The organism is Streptomyces sp. NPDC002018 (genome assembly GCF_042890865.1).
GTDB lineage: Bacteria > Actinomycetota > Actinomycetes > Streptomycetales > Streptomycetaceae > Streptomyces.
In genome coordinates, this window is sequence record NZ_JBIASO010000031.1 from 38,574 (window position 1) to 57,913 (window position 19,340).

15 protein-coding genes are annotated in these 19,340 nt (G+C 68.5%); 7 read left to right on the top strand and 8 right to left on the bottom strand.

The genetic code is table 11. The features are described 5' to 3' along the window. Positions 1-57: 57 nt before the first annotated feature. Both murJ and ACFYYH_RS32405 read right to left on the bottom strand, forming a co-directional pair. Entirely contained in the window at positions 58-2,199 is a 2,142-nt protein-coding gene (murJ, locus tag ACFYYH_RS32400; RefSeq protein WP_388558779.1) for a murein biosynthesis integral membrane protein MurJ, read from the bottom strand. 45 nt (positions 2,200-2,244) lie between these two features. Then, positions 2,245-4,629 (bottom strand): DUF6049 family protein, encoded by a 2,385-nt coding sequence (locus ACFYYH_RS32405; RefSeq protein ID WP_388558782.1) that lies wholly within the window; start codon positions 4,627-4,629, stop codon positions 2,245-2,247. A 213-nt stretch (positions 4,630-4,842) separates the two neighbouring features. On the opposite strand from ACFYYH_RS32405, the gene ACFYYH_RS32410 reads away from it, so the two are divergent. Continuing rightward, positions 4,843-6,309, top strand: coding sequence for a CCA tRNA nucleotidyltransferase (locus tag ACFYYH_RS32410; protein WP_388558785.1), 1,467 nt, complete (start codon positions 4,843-4,845; stop codon positions 6,307-6,309). A gap of 101 nt (positions 6,310-6,410) precedes the next feature. Here the strand turns inward: ACFYYH_RS32410 and ACFYYH_RS32415 are convergent, their stop codons facing one another. From ACFYYH_RS32415 to ACFYYH_RS32425, 3 genes are all read right to left on the bottom strand, one after another. Beyond that, positions 6,411-7,673: an MFS transporter gene (locus ACFYYH_RS32415; protein WP_388558788.1), complete on the bottom strand. Its 1,263-nt coding sequence runs from the start codon at positions 7,671-7,673 to the stop codon at positions 6,411-6,413. Between the two features lie 94 nt (positions 7,674-7,767). Continuing rightward, positions 7,768-8,850: an inositol-3-phosphate synthase gene (locus ACFYYH_RS32420; RefSeq protein ID WP_388558791.1), complete on the bottom strand. Its 1,083-nt coding sequence runs from the start codon at positions 8,848-8,850 to the stop codon at positions 7,768-7,770. Between the two features lie 60 nt (positions 8,851-8,910). Next, on the bottom strand, positions 8,911-9,627 hold the full coding sequence (locus ACFYYH_RS32425) for a helix-turn-helix transcriptional regulator (protein WP_388558794.1): 717 nt from the start codon (positions 9,625-9,627) through the stop codon (positions 8,911-8,913). A 370-nt stretch (positions 9,628-9,997) separates the two neighbouring features. Here ACFYYH_RS32425 and ACFYYH_RS32430 point away from each other — a divergent pair, with 370 nt between their 5' ends. Continuing rightward, a complete protein-coding gene (locus ACFYYH_RS32430; protein ID WP_388558797.1) occupies positions 9,998-12,697 on the top strand; it encodes a transglycosylase domain-containing protein in 2,700 nt (899 codons plus the stop codon). Positions 12,698-12,820: 123 nt separating this feature from the next. Next, a complete protein-coding gene (locus ACFYYH_RS32435; protein WP_388558800.1) occupies positions 12,821-14,311 on the top strand; it encodes a glycosyltransferase family 87 protein in 1,491 nt (496 codons plus the stop codon). A gap of 272 nt (positions 14,312-14,583) precedes the next feature. Here ACFYYH_RS32435 and ACFYYH_RS32440 read toward each other — a convergent pair whose 3' ends face one another. From ACFYYH_RS32440 to ACFYYH_RS32450, 3 genes are all read right to left on the bottom strand, one after another. Then, positions 14,584-15,615 (bottom strand): alanine racemase, encoded by a 1,032-nt coding sequence (locus tag ACFYYH_RS32440; RefSeq protein ID WP_388558803.1) that lies wholly within the window; start codon positions 15,613-15,615, stop codon positions 14,584-14,586. Positions 15,616-15,729: 114 nt separating this feature from the next. Beyond that, entirely contained in the window at positions 15,730-16,848 is a 1,119-nt protein-coding gene (locus ACFYYH_RS32445) for a lipid II:glycine glycyltransferase FemX (RefSeq protein WP_388558806.1), read from the bottom strand. Between the two features lie 110 nt (positions 16,849-16,958). Beyond that, positions 16,959-17,273: a hypothetical protein gene (locus ACFYYH_RS32450; protein ID WP_388558809.1), complete on the bottom strand. Its 315-nt coding sequence runs from the start codon at positions 17,271-17,273 to the stop codon at positions 16,959-16,961. Positions 17,274-17,545: 272 nt separating this feature from the next. Between ACFYYH_RS32450 and rpsF the strand changes: the two genes are divergently transcribed. The 4 genes from rpsF to rplI all read left to right on the top strand — a co-directional run bounded on the left by rpsF (position 17,546) and on the right by rplI (position 19,252). Then, complete coding sequence (gene rpsF, locus ACFYYH_RS32455) at positions 17,546-17,836, top strand: 30S ribosomal protein S6 (protein ID WP_006604399.1); 291 nt, start codon at positions 17,546-17,548, stop codon at positions 17,834-17,836. A gap of 74 nt (positions 17,837-17,910) precedes the next feature. After that, entirely contained in the window at positions 17,911-18,507 is a 597-nt protein-coding gene (locus ACFYYH_RS32460) for a single-stranded DNA-binding protein (protein ID WP_388558812.1), read from the top strand. A gap of 43 nt (positions 18,508-18,550) precedes the next feature. After that, the gene (gene rpsR, locus ACFYYH_RS32465) at positions 18,551-18,787 is read left to right on the top strand and encodes a 30S ribosomal protein S18 (protein WP_003967857.1); all 237 of its coding nucleotides are present in this window, start codon (positions 18,551-18,553) and stop codon (positions 18,785-18,787) included. A gap of 18 nt (positions 18,788-18,805) precedes the next feature. Next, positions 18,806-19,252 (top strand): 50S ribosomal protein L9, encoded by a 447-nt coding sequence (rplI, locus tag ACFYYH_RS32470; RefSeq protein ID WP_388558816.1) that lies wholly within the window; start codon positions 18,806-18,808, stop codon positions 19,250-19,252. Positions 19,253-19,340: the final 88 nt, after the last annotated feature.

The following is a 19,340-nucleotide window of genomic DNA, read 5'->3' on the forward strand; positions in this document are numbered from 1 at the left end:
TCGGACGCTATGCACGACACGCGGCAGCCGACGATGGTTGTGCTCGGCCGCGCCGTTCTACCGGCCGAGGCGTCCGCGCACCATACCGACCAAGGAGTTCAGCTCTTCGATCCGCATCTTCCTCGCGGCGACGAAGAAGATGCCCAGCAGCACGACGCCACCGCCGACCAGTGCCACCAGCGAGGCCAGAGCGCCCCCGCCGAGCGCGTTGAGGACGACGTAGGCGACCGCGCCGGCCGCCAGGGCCCCGGGGACGGACGCCAGGCAGAGCCGGGCGTACGTACGCAGGACGCGGCCGCCGTCCAGATCCCCGCCCAGCCGGTTCCGCAGCCTGCGCCAGGCGATCCCGACGCCGACCGCGTAGGCCAGACCGTACGAGGCGGCCATGCCGACCACGGCCCAGCGTGCCGGCAGCACCACATAGCAGCCTGCCGACGCCGCGGCGTTGACGATGGCGACGATGACGGTGTTGTAGAAGGGGGTCCGGGTGTCCTCGTAGGCGTAGAAGCCACGGAGCACGACGTACTGGACGGAGTAGGGGATCAGTCCGAGGGCGAACGCCATCAGGATGAAGCCCATGGACCGTGCCGACTCCAGGCCGCTGGACGAGAACATCAGGATGGACATCGGAACGCCGAGCGCGAGAAACGCGAAGGCGATCGGGACGATGGCGACCGCCGAATTGCGCAGCCCCTGGGAGATGTCGTCGCGCACCGCGCCCGGGTCGCCGTCGTGGGCGGCGCGGGAGATCCGGGGCAGCAGCGCGGCCATGACCGAGACGGTGATGATGGCCTGTGGCATGCCCCAGATCAACTGCGCGTTGCTGTAGGCGAGGATGCCGGTGCCGTCCTTGCCGGAGGCTTCACCGGCGGCGGTGGCGAGCTGGGTCACGACCAGCACGCCGGCCTGGTTGGCGAGGACGAACAGCACGGTCCACTTGGCCAGCTTGACCGTCTTGCCGAGGCCGTGGCCCTTCCAGTCGAACCGCGGGCGGAACCGGAACCCGGTCTCGCGGAGATACGGGATCATCGCCAGGGCCTGGACGGCGAGGCCGAGGAGCGTGCCGATGCCCAGCAGCCGCACACCGTCCGGCGGGATCGTCCGGACGGTCATGTCCGAGTCGGCGGCGGTGCCGTACACCCAGATGAACAGACCGAACGTGGAGATCATGACGATGTTGTTGAGGACCGGGGTCCACATCATCGCGCCGAACTTCCCGCGGGCGTTGAGGATCTGACCCATCACCACATGCACGCCCATGAAGAAGATCGTGGGCAGGCAGTAGCGGGCGAAGGTGACCGCGACATTGTTGGCGGCGGGATCGCTGGCGATCGTGTCCGACATCAGCCGTACGAGCAGCGGTGCCCCGAACACGGCGAGGGCCACGATCGCGCCGAGCGCCACCATGACGAGGGTCAGCAGCCGGTTGGCGTAGGCGACGCCGCCGTCCTTGTCGTTCTTCATCGCCTGCACGAGCTGCGGTACGAAGACAGAGTTGAGGCCGCCGCCGACGGTGAGGATGTAGATCATCGTCGGCAGGGTGTAGGCGACGGTGAAGGAGTCACCGAGCAGCGCGGCGCCCAGGGCCGCGGTGATCACCAGGCTGCGGACGAAGCCGGTGAGCCGGGACACCAGCGTGCCGGCGGCCATCACGGCGCTCGACTTGAGCAGACCGGCGGCCTTGCCCTGCTTCTTCGCGGGGGGCGGCGGGGCGGGCGCGGCCACCGGTTCCGGCTCGGTGAGGGTCTGTCCCGTGCCCTGCTGGTCGCGGTAGAGATGCGCGAACGCGTCCTGCTCCGGGGCCTCGTCACCGGCCCAGGAGACAAGGTCGTCGACGCCTGTGTACTGGGTGGTCCTCGGGTCGTCCCCGTACGGGAGACGGCGGGAGGGGCCGGAGGGCTCGGGCGGCGGGGTCTGCGCCCAGACCCGGGGGTCCGGGGCGTGCCGCTGCGCGGGCGGCTGCTGGTACATCGTCTGCGGGTCCGGATAGGTGCCCGGAGGCGGCGGCGGATGCGAGGCACGGTCGTACAGCGCCTCGGTCACCGGATCCTGCGCGGAGAGGTCCTGCGCCCAGTAGGGGTCCTGGTTGTAGGCCTCCTGGACATAGGGATCCTGGGCAGGCGGCGCGGAAGGCGGAACCTGGCCTGCCGGATCGCCGCCCGCGCCCTGTCCGCGGTCACCGTCGTACGGCGCGTTCATGGTTACCCCACCTCATCGTCCCCGGCCGACCGGCCACGACATCGCTCAACGGTCCACTTTCTCACCCGTGCCCGACGCGTCCGCGCTTTCCGGTGCGGTGTCCGGTGTCGGGTCACTCGGCTGCTCGGGTTCCGTGTGCTCCGCGGCCCGCGAGCCGCCCGTGCGCTCGGCGTCGTCTAGGTCCTCCGCCCCGTCGGCGTCGGGCTCGCCGGCGGTGCCGGTGCCGTCGTCCGCGGGCCGGGCGGCGGCCCTCCGGGCCACAGCCCGCTTGCGCTGGCTGTACATCTTGACACCGGCGAGGACCAGCAGCAGCACACCGCCGGCGATCACGAGCATCACGGTGGCCGTGATCTCGGAGACCCTGACCTGGAAGGTCATGGAGCTGCCGTAGGGCTTGCCGTCCTCCGTGTAGAGCTGCGCGGTCACCTGGACCGGGCCGTTGGCATTGCCCGCGCCGGTGAACTTCACCGACTGGCTGTGCCCGCCGTCGATCCTGATGGGCCGCTCCGCCGTGCCCTTGCCGCTGTCGAGCTTGAGGCGCGTCGGCTTGTCGGACGTGAGGCGCAGTGTCAGATTCTGGACGCCCTGGACCAGCTTGTTCTGGACCGTCACCGGGATGGTCGCGCTGCGGCCGGAGAGGGTGAGGACGGACTTCGGGATGAGCTGCACCTCGTTGGTGAGGCTCCGGAGATACACCTCCACCGACTTGCGGTACGGCTTCGCCGCATCGCGGTCGCCGCGCCAGGACGTCGACACCGCACGGCCGATCGCGTTGCCGAAGGGGGCGGCCACCCGGTCGGGTGAGCTGAGGATGGCCTTGAAGTTGTCGAGGCGGCTCTGGGTCCGCTGGATGTCGAGGAACGCCTGGGTGGGCAGCTCCTGGCCGCGCAGCTTCTTGGGGTACCGGCCGGAGCCGGGAACCTTGGTGGTGGCGTCGGCGTCGGGCGTGGCCGAGGCCGCGGTGAGCAGGTCGGACGGTTCCGTCCAGCGCTCGGTGTCCAGTCCGCGCAGCGCCCGTGCCATGGACTGTGCCTGGGCCGCCGTGGGCATCCGCTGCGGGGCCACCACGATGCTGCGCTGGTTGTCGGGCTCCTGGAGGGTCAGGGCCAGCGACTGCGCGAGGAACTTCTGCACCGCGAGGGTGGAGCTGCCCGTCACCGTCATATCGCCCTGGAAGGCGGTGGAGAGCCGCGCGTCGGCGACCACGGCCGTCGTCCCGCCGCCGATGGGCCGTGCGGCGTCGGCGGTGTACGACAGGTTGTCCCGCAGGCTGTCGCTGCGGGTGATGACATTGTGGGCGCCCGCCGAGGTCGCCACATCGACGATCGAGGGATCGATCGCGCCGTCCACGGGCCAGGCGAAGTCGACGGACGGTTTCACATGGAGGACGGTCTCCACGGTCTTCCCGGCCACATCCGTGGCGGGCTGAAGATGGCTGAGCGCGCCGGAAACATCCTTGCCGCGGTGGGCCAGGGACGCCAGATCCGGATCCCCGAACGGCAGGGCGACGACCTTGCGGCCCTGTACCGCCTTCTCCAGCTCGTTGAGCCATTTGACGGCCATCGCCTGGTTGGTGCCCGGGACGGTGTCCTTGCCGTTCCTGACCTGGTAGTTCCGGGTCATCGCGTCGGCGGTCGCGAGCAGGTCGGGATCGATGACCCAGGTGACGGGAAGCTGGTTGCCGAGGGAGACCATCTGCTCCAGCCGCCCGCCGGGAGCCAGCTCCTCCGCGAGGTCGTCGTTCTCGAAGACAGGCGTCTGCTGATCGTCCGAGCCGGTCTCCGCGGAGAGATGGGTCGACGAGATCAGTGGCCAGAGGTAGGTGAACTCGGTCCTCTTCTCGGTGGCCTCGGGCTGCCAGGGCAGGAAGGTGTTCTGGATGCCCAGTATCTGGGCGTAGGGCGCCGAGGAGGTCTGACCGGTCAGTGAGACACCGAGCTGGTAGACGCCCTCGTCGTCGAGCCCGAGCTTGTTGACCGGTACGGAGAGGGTGAAGTCCTGGGGGATCCCGGAGGTGAGCTTCGGCAGGGTGACCCTGTACTTGCCGCCGAGCGGGGCCGTATCGCCGGTGGATCCGCCGGAGCGCGCCGCGGCGTCGTCGATGGCGGTCCTGCCGTACAGCCGCGGACCCACCCGCAGATCCACCTGGGCATCGGTGACGGTCTTCTTGCCCTTGTTGGTCACCGTGCCGGAGACGGTGAGGGTGTCGCCCTGCACCGGTGCCCCGGGGGTCAGTGTGTCGAGCGCCACAGAGACCGTACGCGATCCGGTGGCCGCCGGCGCGGTGGCGGCCGCGTGGGCCGCGGGAGCCGCTGTGCCGGCCAGGAGGCCCGCCAGGAGCGGCGCTCCGGCGACCAGGGAGGCTGTGCGCCGCAGCCACCGGCGGGCAGGAGAGTGAACCATCCCCTGGAAGTCTGCCGCCTCCGCCACGCGCTCGCCCGTCCCTTGCCATCGTTTGCTGCCGTCGGTGGTCTGTCGATTCCTGCGTCCACGCATGGTAACGATGTGCGCTGTGGCGAAGTGCTGGGGACTGCTCCACATGATCGGAAGAATCTCATGCGCCGCCGGAATCCCCCGCATCGGAGGCGGGAGAGCCCGAAACTGGGCCGCTCGGGGCAGCCACGGCACGTACCCTTTTCTGTTGTGCCGAACGCCAATGAAGTCAGTCCCAGCGCACTCAGTCAGGTGCAGCGCCGCGCGGTCAGTGAACTGCTGCGGGTTTCCCCCGTCGCCGATGATCTGGCGCGCCGATTCCAGGATGCCGGATTCGGTCTCGCTCTGGTCGGCGGCTCGGTCAGGGACGCCCTTCTCGGCCGGCTCGGCAACGACCTGGACTTCACCACCGATGCCCGTCCCGAGGACGTCCTGAAGATCGTCAGGCCCTGGGCGGACGCGGTCTGGGAGGTGGGGATCGCCTTCGGCACGGTCGGCATCCAGAAGGACGCTCGGGTGGGAGACGCTGATCAGCGCTTCCAGATCGAGGTGACGACGTACCGCTCGGAGGCCTATGACCGGACGTCGCGCAAACCCGAGGTGTCCTACGGGGAGTCGATCGAGGAGGACCTCGTACGCCGGGACTTCACGGTGAACGCGATGGCCGTCGCGCTGCCGCAGAAGGAGTTCATCGATCCGCACGGCGGGCTGGAGGACCTCTCCGCCCGGGTGCTGCGAACCCCCAGCACCCCCGAGGAGTCCTTCTCCGACGATCCGCTGCGGATGCTCCGGGCCGCGCGGTTCGCCGCGCAGTTGGACTTCGAGGTCGCCCCGGATGTGGTGGCGGCCATGGCGGCCATGTCCGGCCGTATCGAGATCGTCTCCGCCGAGCGGGTGCGTGACGAACTGAACAAGCTGGTCCTCTCCGCGTACCCGCGCAAGGGGCTGGCGCTGCTCGTCGACACCGGGCTCGCCGACCGGGTGCTTCCGGAGCTGCCGGCCCTCCGGCTGGAGAGCGATGAGCACCACCGGCACAAGGATGTGTACGAGCACTCGCTGACGGTCCTGGAGCAGGCCATCGATCTGGAGCAGGACGGTCCTGACCTGGTGCTGCGGCTGGCGGCTCTGCTCCATGACATCGGCAAGCCCAGGACGCGGCGGTTCGAGAAGGACGGCGGTGTCTCGTTCCACCACCATGAGGTCGTCGGCGCGAAGATGGTCAAGAAGCGGCTGACCGCGCTCAAGTACCCCAACGATCTGGTGAAGGACGTCTCGCGACTGGTGGAGCTGCATCTGCGCTTTCACGGCTACGGGACGGGCGAATGGACCGATTCGGCGGTGCGGCGGTATGTGCGTGACGCCGGCCCCCTGCTGGACCGGCTCCATAAGCTGACCCGCTCGGACTGCACCACGCGCAACAAGCGCAAGGCGAGTGCTCTCTCCCGCGCGTACGACGGTTTGGAGGAGCGCATCGCCCAGCTCCAGGAGCAGGAGGAGCTGGACGCGATCAGGCCCGATCTGGACGGCAACCAGATCATGGAGATCCTCGGCGTGGGCCCGGGGCCGGTGATCGGCGCGGCCTACACCTTCCTGCTGGAGCAGAGGCTGGAGAACGGGCCGATGGAGCGCGATGTGGCTGTGGCCGTCCTCAAGGAGTGGTGGGCCGCTCAGCAGTAGACGGCGTGGCGGGACGGTGCGATACGACGGAGGGCGGGTCATGTTTCACGTGAAACATGACCCGCCCTCCGTCTGTCTCCGGGTCCTTCGACGGCGATGTTTCACGTGAAACATCGCCGTCGGCGTGTGAGGGCGACGGCGACGGCCGCATAGAGAACGGCGACCGTGAGCACCAGTGGCACCGACCGGCCGTCCGGAGGCAGCATCAGCGCGGCGACCCCGGCCGCGCCGACGAAGGCCACATTGAAGAGGACGTCATAGAGCGAGAAGATCCGGCCCCGGAAGGCGTCGTCCACCCCCGTCTGCACCACCGTGTCCGTGGCGATCTTCGCGCCCTGTGTGATCAGCCCGAGAACGAAGGCGGCCACGAGGGTGGGTACAGGGGCGAAAGGCAGCCCCAGGGCGGGTTCGAGAAGGGCGGCCGCGCCGGCGCACAGCGCCATCCAGCCATACGGCCCGAGCCGGCCCGCCGCCCAGGGTGTCAGTACGGCGGCGACGAAGAAGCCCGCGCCGGAGACGGCCACGGCGAGTCCGAGCAGCGCCAGCCCGTCGGAGTCCCGGTCGGTCCAGGCGTACCGGCAGAGCATCAGCACCATCACGGTGAGCGCCCCGTAGCAGAAGCGCAGCACCGTCATGGCGGCCAGCGCGCGGGCGGCCGTCCGCCGTTCCCCGAGATGCCGTAGTCCGCCCGCGAGTCCGCGCGCGGTGGAGGCCAGGGCGGCCCTCAGCCGGGTGTGCGCGAGCGCCTGTTCGGGACCGAGCAGTTCGCGTGCCAGCAGAAGCGAGGTGAGGGCCGCGCACAGATAGAGGGTGGCGCCCAGCAGCATCACGGCGGCGTCGGAGTCCGCGACGGTCAGCCGTACGGCGAAGGCGAGGCCGCCTCCCGAGGTGGCGGCGAGCGTACCGGCGGTCGGGGAGAGGGAGTTGGCGAGGACGAGACGCTCGTCGTCGACCACGCGCGGCAGAGCGGCCGAGAGACCGGCGAGAACGAAGCGGTTGACGGCGGTCACGGACAGCGCCGACGCATAGAAGAACCAGTCGGGCACCGAGGCCAGGATCAGCAGCGCCGTACAGCTCGCCAGCAGGGCCCGCAGCAGATTGCCGTACAGGAAGACCTGGCGGCGCTGCCAGCGGTCGAGCAGCACACCGGCGAACGGGCCGACCAGGGAGTACGGCAGCAGCAGCACCGCCATGGCGGAGGCGATCGCGGTGGGCGAGGTCTGCTTCTCGGGGGAGAAGACGACGTAGGTGGCGAGCGCGACCTGGAAGACCCCGTCGGCCGCCTGGGACAGCAGCCGGACCGCCAGCAGCCGGCGGAAAGCACTGAGGCGCAGGAGTACGCGCAGATCACGTCCGACAGGCATGTGGGTCAGCGTCACATATGGCTCGACGGCAGATACGAGAAGGGTCACCGGACGGCTTGCCCGGAGACCCTTCTCGCAGGGAGGGGGACGAGCGTCAGCGCTCGACCTCGCCCTTGATGAACTTCTCGACGTTCTCCCGCGCCTGGTCGTCGAAGTACTGGACCGGCGGCGACTTCATGAAGTACGAGGAGGCCGAGAGGATCGGGCCGCCGATGCCGCGGTCCTTGGCGATCTTCGCGGCGCGCACGGCGTCGATGATGACACCCGCAGAGTTCGGGGAGTCCCAGACCTCGAGCTTGTACTCCAGGTTCAGCGGGACATCACCGAAGGCTCGGCCTTCGAGGCGGACGTACGCCCACTTGCGGTCGTCGAGCCAGGCGACATAGTCCGACGGGCCGATGTGGACATTGTCCGCACCCAGGTCGCGGTCGGGGATCTGGGAGGTGACGGCCTGCGTCTTGGAGATCTTCTTGGACTCCAGGCGCTCACGCTCGAGCATGTTCTTGAAGTCCATGTTGCCGCCGACGTTGAGCTGCATCGTGCGGTCCAGGACGACGCCCCGGTCCTCGAAGAGCTTCGCCATGACGCGGTGCGTGATGGTGGCGCCGACCTGGGACTTGATGTCGTCACCGACGATCGGGACACCGGCGTCGGTGAACTTGTCCGCCCACTCCTTGGTGCCGGCGATGAAGACCGGAAGGGCGTTGACGAAGGCGACCTTGGCGTCGATGGCGCACTGCGCGTAGTACTTCGCGGCGGCCTCGGACCCCACGGGCAGGTAGCAGACGAGAACGTCGACCTGCTTGTCCTTGAGGGTCTGGACGATGTCCACCGGCGCCTCGGGGGACTCCTCGATCGTCTGGCGGTAGTACTTGCCCAGACCGTCGAGCGTGTGGCCCCGCTGGACGGTGATGCCCGTGGTCGGCACATCGCAGATCTTGATGGTGTTGTTCTCGCTGGCGCCGATGGCGTTCGCGAGATCGAGACCGACCTTCTTCGCGTCGACGTCGAAGGCGGCCACGAACTCGATGTCCGACACGTGGTACTCGCCGAACTTGACATGCATCAGACCCGGCACCTTGCCCGCCGGGTCGGCGTCCTTGTAGTACTCGACGCCCTGCACCAGCGAGGCGGCGCAGTTGCCCACGCCGACGATGGCTACGCGAACCGAACCCATTCCGCTTGCTCCCTGTGTGATCTCAGTGTTTCTGATGAGACCCTGCGGAGATGCAGGGCCTCACGTGGTGGTGTCCGCGGACGGATCCGGCGGTCCGGGACGTCCCGGGGGCGTACCCCCGGAAGGCGCGACGTCCCGGTGCCGGGGCAGGCCATCCGCTTCCCCCGGTGTGTCTCCCCGTTCGGCGGGGCTCTCGGGGCCGGACCGTCGCTGGTCCCGTCCCGCCCGCTCGCTCTCGATGAGCTCGTTCAGCCAGCGCACCTCGCGCTCCACGGACTCCATTCCGTGGCGCTGAAGCTCAAGCGTGTAGTCGTCGAGGCGCTCGCGCGTACGGACCAGGGAGGCGCGCATCTTCTCCAGACGCTCCTCCAGCCTGCTGCGCCGCCCCTCCAGCACCCGCACCCGCACCTCGCGCTCCGTCTGGCCGAAGAAGGCGAAGCGAGCGGCGAAGTGTTCGTCCTCCCAGGCATCGGGACCGGTGTGCGACAGGAGTTCCTCGAAGTGCTCCTTACCTTCCGCCGTCAGCCGATAGACGATCTTGGCGCGGCGTCCCGCCAGCGAGGCGGCGAGTGCGTCCTCGGGAGCGCTGCCCGGTTCCTCGATCAACCAGCCGTTGGCGACCAGCGTCTTGAGGCAGGGATAGAGCGTTCCGTAACTGAAGGCCCGGAAGATCCCCAGCGAGGTATTGAGCCGTTTCCGCAGCTCATAGCCGTGCATGGGGGACTCGCGGAGGAGACCGAGGACAGCGAACTCAAGGATGCCCGAGCGTCTGCTCACCCTTCGCCTCCTCCACTGTCCGGGATCCTTATGCCGTTCTGATGTATCGACTCGATACATCCTGACGATAGAACGGAGATGCAGTTGGGACAAGTGGGGTCAAGGTGAACGGCGTCACATTGACAATTCTCATCGGGCAACTTGCCTGATTTGAGGTGAACTTCAGCTCTCGGAGGGTTTTGACCGTGCGTAGTCTGTGCGGCATGCAGAGCACCGGGAACCGAATGACGCCACTGAGCGTCAAGACAGTCGGCTTACCGGCTGTCTGCCGGATGAGCCCCCGACCGGGCTGGTCCGTATTCATTTCGGGGGGACCGGAACTCAACTGCCGCTTCCAGGCGTCCGCGCCTGCCCGAGGAGTAGTCGTTCGATGAGCGAGCACCGTCGCAAACAACCGCAGCCGCAGGGTGGCGGACGTGCAGCGGCCAGGCGTGCGGCCCAGCAGCCAGCAGGCCGCCGCGCTGCCCCTTCCCAGGAAACCGCTTCGGTTTCGCACTCCGACCCGTACGAGGAGGAGCGCCCCTACGGCGGGCGCGCCGAGGCCAGGCGCGCCGCCCAGCGGGGCGGACGCCGGCGCGCGCCGGACGCCGGGGGGCCGGGCCGGGGCGGAGCCGGCGGCGGCCGGCGAGGCGGCGGCGGGGGGGCCGAAGGCCCCGGCCGCGGCGATGAGCCGGGCAAGAAGCGGCTGATCGACTATCCGCGCTACGGCAAGTACGGCTGGCGCCGGTGGGTGCCGTCCTGGAAGCAGGGCACCGCTCTCGGCATCGGCTTCGTCGGCTCGGTACTCGCCGCGGGGACGATCGCGTACGCCGTGGTCCAGGTGCCCGACGACAGCAAGTCGTCGCAGGCCGAGAACAACGTCTACTACTGGGACGACGGCACCCAGATGGTCGCCACCGGTGGCGAGGTCAACCGGCAGATCGTGGGGATCGAGAGCATCCCCGAGTCGATGCAGTTGGCTGTCGTCTCCGCGGAGAACAAGTCGTTCTACGACGACCCCGGCGTCGATGTCATGGGTATCGGCCGGGCGCTGTTCAACATGGCCATGGGCGGTGACACGCAGGGCGGCTCGACCATCACGCAGCAGTACGTCAAGAACGCCCGTCTCGGCGACCAGAGCCAGACCCTCAGCCGTAAGTTCAAAGAGCTGTTCATCTCCATGAAGGTCGGCACCGACATGGGCAAGCCCGAGATTCTGGCGGGCTATCTGAACACCTCGTACTACGGACGCGGTGCCTACGGCATTCAGGCCGCGGCCCGTACGTACTACGGCAAGGACGCCGCGAAGCTGAATCCGAGCGAGTGCGCCTTCCTCGCCGCGCTCCTCAAGGGTCCGACCTACTACGACCCCGCGGGGGCCACCGAGATCGACGCGAACGCCACCGCTCAGAACAACACCGAGCGGGCCACGGAGCGCTGGTCCTGGATTCTCGGTGAGATGGTCAAGGACGGTCACCTCGACGCCGCCGAGCGCGCGAAGTACCCCGAGTTCCCGATGCCGGACCCGCCGAAGAAGAACGCGCAGCTCGGCGGGCAGATCGGCTATCTGGTCGACCTCGCCAAGGCGTACTTCGTCAACAACAACGACCAGGGCATCACGGCCGACCAGTTGACCACGGGCGGCTACGAGATCCACACGACCTTCAACAAGAAGAAGGTCGAGCAGCTCAGGACCGCGGTCGAGAAGGTCTACGACGCCAACATCGACCCCAAGAAGCGTCCGAGGACCGACACCCATGTCCAGTTCGGCGGCGCGTCCGTCGAGCCGGCGACCGGGAAGATCATCGCCATCTACGGCGGTCAGGACGCCACCAAGCACTTCACCAACAACGCCGACCAGACGGGTGCGCAGGTCGGCTCGACCTTCAAGCCGTATGTGCTCGCCGCGGCGATGGAGAAGGGTGTGCGCAATCCTCAGGGACTTCCGGACCAGGGACTGGACCAGCGCACTCCGGTCTCGCCGGACAAGACGATCTACAACGGCGACAACAAGCTGAAGATCAAGAACTACGACGGTTCGATCTGGACCAACGAGGAAGGGAAGGAGTGGCTGCAGACCAACGACGGGGACGAGTCGTACGGCGACATCAATCTGCGTGAGGCGATGAAGGAATCCGCCAACTCCCCCTTCGTCCAGCTCGGCATGGACGTCGGTATCTCGGCGGTACGGGACTCCGCGATCCGGGCGGGCCTTCTCGAAGGCTCTCTCACCAAGTCCGACGTGCCGTCGTTCTCGATCGGTATCTCCGACCCCAGCGCCATCCGCATGGCCGCCTCCTACGCCACGTTCGCGTCCAGCGGCAAGCAGCGCGATCCGTACTCCGTCACCGAGGTGAAGAAGGGCGGCAGGACCCTCTACAAGCACGAGGGAACGCCGAAGACGGCGTTCTCCGCCGCGGTCGCGGACAATGTCACGGACGTCCTGAAGACCGTGGTGGAGAAGGGCACCGGTACGAACGCCAAGCTCGAAGGGCGTGAGGTGGCGGGCAAGACCGGTACCACCGACGGCAACAAGTCGGCCTGGTTCGTGGGTTACACCCCGCAGCTCTCGACCGCCATCGACATGTACCGGATGGACGACGACGCGAACAACAAGAAGCGCGAGTTCCTTCAGATGTACGGCACCGGTGACCAGGAGTCCATCCACGGTGCGTCGTTCCCGTCCGAGATCTGGCACGACTACATGGCGGCGGCGCTGAAGAACGAGCCCGCGAAGGCGTTCCCGAAGCCCGAGCCGATCGGTGAGGCCTGGTACGGCGGCGGCGCCGCCAGCCCGACCCCGACGCCGAGCGAGACCCCGTCCGAGACGCCGTCCGAGACCCCCTCGGAGACGCCGTCCGAGACGCCGTCCGAGACCCCGCCGAGCCCGAGCGAGTCCTGCCAGCAGCTCTGGGACTGCGAGGACAACGGCGGCGGAGGCAACCAGGGCGGCGACAACGGCGGCGGAGGCAATCAAGGCGGGGACAACGGCGGCGCCGGCGGTGCCACCAACTCCCCGTCGAGCCCCGGCGCCGATACCGGCGGCCAGAACGGCGGCGACGGAGGCTTCTTCGGAGGCACCGGAGGGTAGTCCTCCCGCGGCGTCCGACGCGCCTGCTACGAGGGCCGTCGCACCGGTCACGCACAGACCCACTGTGCGTACCGTGCGGCGGCCCTCGCCGCGTCCATGGCCGCGTACGGCAGGATGGGCGCCATGCCGAGCACAGAAGAGACAACCGCGCACCAGGACCGGCCGGTCGTGTCCCCCACCCGGCGGGACGAGATCGCCGCGGCCGGCAGCGAGCTGATCGGGGGCCCGGTCGGACGCTGGGCCTGGCTCGGCGGCAGCCGGCTCACGCCCGTGCGGGTCGTCGCCCTCGTGGCGATCGGGATGTTCGCCCTGGGCATGGTGCAGAAGATGCCCTGTTACGAATGGGCCTGGTTCCGGGGCGCCAGCTCGCAGTACACCCACGCCTGCTACTCGGACATTCCCCATCTCTACCTGGGGCGCGGCTTCGCCGACAACCTGGTGCCGTACTTCGACCGGCTCAACGGCGACATGCAGTACCTGGAGTACCCCGTACTGACCGGCCTCTTCATGGAGGTCGCCTCCTGGCTCACGCCGGGCGGCTCCATCCAGTACCGCGAGCAGATGTACTGGATGGTCAACGCGGGGATGCTGATGATCTGCGCCGTGGTCATCGCGGTCTGTGTGGCCCGCACCCACCGGCGCCGCCCCTGGGACGCCCTGCTGGTCGCTCTGGCGCCCGCCTTCGCGCTCACCGCCACCATCAACTGGGATCTGCTGGCCGTGGCCCTCACGGCCGCCGCGATGCTGATGTGGTCGCGCGGCCGGACGCTGGCCTTCGGCATCCTCATCGGGCTCGCGACCGCCGCCAAGCTCTATCCCGTGCTGGTGCTGGGGCCGCTCTTCGTGCTGTGCTGGCGGGCCGGGAGGTTCCGGGAGTACGGGACGGCCCTGCTGGGCACGGCGGGTGCGTGGCTGGCGGTGAATCTGCCGGTGATGCTGCTGGCGCCCGAGGGGTGGAAGAAGTTCTACACCTTCAGCCAGGAGCGCCAGGTCGACTTCGGGTCCTTCTGGCTGATCATCACCCAGCGCACGGGCCAGTCACTGGAGGTCGACACCGTCAACACCTATGCGATGGTGCTGATGGTGCTGGCGTGCGCGGGCATCGGTCTGCTGGCCCTGACGGCCCCGCGCCGGCCGCGGTTCGCGCAGCTCGCCTTCCTGGTCGTCGCCGCGTTCATCCTCACCAACAAGGTCTACTCGCCGCAGTACGTACTGTGGCTCGTTCCGCTGGCGGCCCTGGCACGGCCACGCTGGCGGGACTTCCTGATCTGGCAGACCTGCGAGGTCATGTACTACCTGGGCATCTGGATGTACCTCGCGTACACGACCAGCGGCGACGCCCACAAGGGCCTGCCCGCGGAGGGGTACCAGCTCGCCATCGCCCTGCATCTGGCCGGGACGCTGTATCTGTGCGCCATGGTCGTACGGGACGCTCTGCTGCCCGAGCGGGACGGCGTGCGGACGGACGGTACGGACGATCCCTCGGGCGGCGTGCTGGACGGCGCGAAGGACGTGTTCGTCCTCGGACAGGCGCGACGGGCCCTGGAGCACACGGCCCGGACGGTGGAGGCGCCGCGCGTGGAGTGGGGAGTGCGGCCGCCCGGCGCGGCCTGAGGGACAGGGACGGCAGGGGCGGGGCGGGCCGGGGGCCCGGAGGGACGGGCTCGGCCCGGGGCGGCCCAGGAGGCTCGTGAGAGCTTTCTCCGGGCCGGCGCCGGGCCTTCGTGTTTCTTCCCCCGTTCCCGGCCCTGTGGGTGCTTCTGGCGCTCTCCTGCCGCTCTCCTGGGCTCCCCAGGTGCTCGGAGAGGGGCACCTGAGGGAGCGCCTGAGGGAGGACGCGGACGCGGGGGCCGCGGGGCGCACGCGGGGGCCGCGGGGCGGTCGGGTCAGCGGTCGACGAGGCGGTCGAACTGGGTCGTCGTATGGCGCAGATGGGCCACCAGCTCGTCGCCCACCTTGGGCTCGTCGGCGTCCGAGGGCACGAACAGGATCGACACCTGCATGTGCGGCGGCTCGGCGAACCAGCGCTGCTTCCCGGCCCAGACGAACGGGGCGAGATTGCGGTTGACCGTGGCCAGGCCGGCCCGAGCGACACCCTTGGCCCGGGGCATCACCCCGTGCAGGGCCTTGGGGGCCTCCAGACCGACGCCGTGGGACGTACCGCCCGCGACGACCACCAGCCAGCCGTCGGAGGCGGCCTTCTGCTGGCGGTAGCCGAACCGGTCGCCCTTGGCGACCCAGGTGACGTCCAGGACGGAGCCCCGGTACTCGGTGGCCTCGTGGTCGCCGAGCCACAGCCGCGTCCCGATCCGGGCGCGGAAGCGGGTCTGCGGGAACTGCTGCTGCAACCGGGCCAGCTCGCTGGAGCGGAGGTGGCTGACGAACATGGTGTGCAGGGGGAGCCGCGCCGCGCGCAGCCGGTCCATCCAGCCGATGACCTCCTCGACCGCGTCGGAACCGTCCGTACGGTCCAGCGGGAGGTGCAGGGCGAAGCCTTCCAGGCGTACGTCCTCGATGGCCGCGTGGAGCTGGCCCAGCTCCTCCTCCTTGACGCCATGGCGCTTCATGGAGGACATGCACTCGATGACGACCCGGGCGCCCACCAGCGCGAACACTCCGTCGACGGAGGAGACCGAGCGGATGACGCGGTCGGGCAGCGGGACCGGTTCCTCGCCCCGCCTGAAGGGGGTCAGCACCAGCAGGTCACCGCTGAACCAGTCCTTGATCCTGGCGGCCTCGTAGATGGTGCCGACGGCGAGCATGTCGGAGCCGAAGCGGGTGGTCTCGTCGGCGAGACGCTCATGGCCGAAGCCGTAGCCGTTGCCCTTGCAGACCGGGACGAGCCCCGGGAACTGCTCGATGACCGACTTCTGGTGCGCCCGCCAGCGCGCGGTGTCGACGTAGAGGGAGAGCGCCATGCCGGCCCGGAACCTTTCTCGTGGCTGCGGTGGAGGAAGGGTAAGGGTGATCTTGGGGGTCTTGAGGGCTTTACGGAAATGTCCACCGCGTCTGTCCGCCGCCCATCATCGCGGTTAACGGCGCGACATGTAGATGTCGAGGGCCTTGTGGAGGAGTTTGTTGAGCGGGAAGTCCCACTCGCCGATGTACTCCACGGCCTCGCCGCCGGTGCCCACCTTGAACTGGATCAGTCCGAAGAGATGGTCGGTCTCGTCGAGCGAGTCGGAGATGCCGCGCAGGTCGTAGACGGTGGCGCCCATGGCGTAGGCGTCCCGCAGCATGCGCCACTGCATCGCGTTCGAGGGCCGGACCTCACGCTTGTGGTTGGCGGACGCGCCGTAGGAGTACCAGACATGGCCGCCGACGATCAGCATCGTCGCCGCCGCGACGTTCTCGCCCTCGTGCCGGGCGAAGTAGAGACGCATACGGTTGGGGTCCTCGGCGTTCAGGACGGACCACATCCGCTGGAAGTACGAGAGCGGGCGCGGCCGGAAGTGATCGCGCTCGGCCGTGATCTCGTAGAGCCGCTGCCACTCGGCGAGGTCGTCGTAGCCGCCCTGGACGACATCGACGCCGGCCTTCTCCGCCTTCTTGATGTTGCGCCGCCAGAGCTGGTTGAAGCCCTTGAGCACATCGTCCAGCGAGCGGTTGGCCAGGGGCACCTGGAAGACATAGCGCGGCTGTACGTCACCGAAGCCGGCGCCGCCGTCCTCGCCCTGCTGCCAGCCCATCTTGCGCAGCCGGTCCGACACCTCGAAGGCACGCGGCTCGATGTGCGTGGCCTCGACATCGCGCAGGCGCTTGACGTCCGGGTCCTGGATGCCGGACTTGATGGCGCCCGCGTCCCAGCGGCGGATGACGACCGGCGGCCCCATCTTCACGGAGAAGGCGCCCTGGTGCTTGAGGTGCGCCAGCATCGGCTGGAGCCAGTCGTCCAGATTGGGGGCGTACCAGTTGAGCACCGGGCCCTCGGGCAGATACGCCAGATACCGCTTGATCTTGGGGAGCTGGCGGTAGAGCACCAGCCCGGCGCCGACGAGCTGCTCGTTCCTGTCGAACCAGCCCAGGTTCTCGGAGCGCCACTCCGTCTTGACGTCAGCCCATGCCGGGACCTGGCAGTGACTTGCCGCGGGCAGGCTCTGGATGTACGCCAGATGCTGCTCTCGGCTGATGGTCCTCAGGGTCAGGCTCATACGGGGCGCTCCTCGGCAGGTGTGTCCCCATGGATACAGGGGCTCCGGCTCTCGCGCCGAAGCCTACTGCGCCGATGGAGCGCCCGGTCTGGCCCTGTGCGCAGCGGCCGTCAGCCGATGACCCCGCCGAAGAGCCCGCCGTGCGACATTCCGAGGAAGAAGCCGACCGCCGAGGCACCCAGACCGAGGATGGTGAGGAAGCGTTCACGGGTCGTCACGGAGATGAACTGCCCGTACGCGCCCGCCAGGATCCCGATCAGTCCGGCCCATGAGCTGAGCAGATGCAGGTTGTAGAAGAAGGCGGAGAAGAAGGCGAGAAGTCCCAGCGCCAGCGTCACCGCGACCAGGGTGTCCTGGCGGGGATGGCGCTTGCCGTCCGTGGAGAAGAGAGAGGTGGCGGAGTTCGGTCGCGTTGCCTGTGCCATGTGGCACCTCCTGGCCATTGCCGGAAGGCGGCGCCTCGTAGCGTCGCACCCACCCGATGTGTACAGATTGCGGCCGGGGGCGGCCGGATTTCAAGCGGAAGCCACGGTGCGGGTAGTCTGTACCGTCTGCACCGGTGTCTGCCCAGGCCAGTACACGATCCCTCGCACCGCGAGCCGGATTGTCAGTGGCCGCCGATACCGTTGCTTACGCATCACGACCCTCCTGCCACGGAACGACCGTGGCCGCTGAGTCCAAAGGAGGTGGGTTCCACATGCGTCACTACGAGGTGATGGTCATCCTCGACCCCGATCTCGAGGAGCGCGCTGTCTCCCCGCTGATCGAGAACTTCCTCTCCGTCGTCCGTGAGGGCAACGGAAAGGTCGAGAAGGTCGACACCTGGGGCCGTCGTCGTCTCTCTTACGAGATCAAGAAGAAGCCCGAGGGCATCTACTCGGTCATCGACCTCCAGGCCGAGCCTGCGGTCGTCAAGGAGCTCGACCGACAGATGAACCTGAACGAGTCGGTCCTCCGGACCAAGGTCCTCCGTCCCGAGACCCACTGAGCACCTAGCTCAGAGGTCATCGGGTTCGAGTAGCAGCAAGCAGCCAGAAGCAATCCCCGCCGAGAGGTTCACCCATGGCAGGCGAGACCGTCATCACGGTCGTCGGCAATCTCGTCGACGACCCCGAGCTGCGCTTCACCCCGTCCGGTGCGGCGGTCGCGAAGTTCCGCGTCGCGTCCACTCCCCGCACCTTCGACCGTCAGACCAATGAGTGGAAGGACGGCGAGAGCCTGTTCCTGACCTGCTCGGTCTGGCGTCAGGCGGCGGAGAACGTCGCCGAGTCGCTTCAGCGAGGCATGCGCGTCGTCGTGCAGGGCCGGCTGAAGCAGCGGTCCTACGAGGACCGCGAGGGCGTCAAGCGCACGGTCTACGAGCTGGATGTCGAGGAAGTCGGCCCCAGCCTCAAGAACGCCACGGCCAAGGTCACCAAGACCACCGGTCGCGGCGGCCAGGGAGGCCAGGGCGGCTACGGCGGCGGCCAGGGCGGCGGCAACTGGGGCGGCGGCCCCGGTGGTGGTGGCCAGCAGGGCGGCGGCGGTGCTCCCGCCGACGACCCGTGGGCGACCAGTGCGCCGGCCGGCGGTGGCCAGCAGCCGCAGAGCGGCGGGGGCAATGGAGGCGGCTGGGGCGGAAGCTCCGGCGGCGGTTACTCGGACGAGCCGCCCTTCTAGGGCGGGCTCGTACCCCACTTCTTGATCACACAGGAGAAACACCATGGCGAAGCCGCCTGTGCGCAAGCCTAAGAAGAAGGTCTGCGCTTTCTGCAAGGACAAGACCCAGTACGTGGACTACAAGGACACGAACATGCTGCGGAAGTTCATTTCCGACCGTGGCAAGATCCGTGCCCGCCGCGTCACCGGCAACTGCACGCAGCACCAGCGTGACGTCGCCACGGCCGTCAAGAACAGCCGTGAGATGGCGCTGCTGCCCTACACGTCCACCGCGCGATAAGGGAAGGGTGACCGACTCATGAAGATCATCCTCACCCACGAGGTCTCCGGCCTCGGTGCCGCTGGTGACGTCGTCGACGTCAAGGACGGCTACGCTCGCAACTACCTGGTCCCGCGCGGTTTCGCGATCCGCTGGACCAAGGGTGGCGAGAAGGACGTGGCGCAGATCCGCCGCGCCCGCAAGATCCACGAGATCGCGACCATCGAGCAGGCCAACGAGATCAAGGCCCGCCTCGAAGGCGTGAAGGTGCGTCTGGCGGTTCGCTCCGGCGACGCCGGCCGTCTCTTCGGCTCCGTCACCCCGGCCGACCTCGCTTCGGCGATCAAGTCTGCCGGTGGCCCGGAGGTCGACAAGCGTCGTATCGAGCTGGGTGCGCCGATCAAGACCCTGGGCTCGCACCAGGTCTCGGTGCGTCTGCACCCCGAGGTCGCCGCGAAGCTCGGCGTCGAGGTCATCGCCGCCTAGGACTTGTCCGGCCGATCATGTTCGGAGCCAGATGGTGAGGGCTGCCGCTGTTGCGGTGCCGAGGAAGATGTAGCCGCGCTTGTCGTAT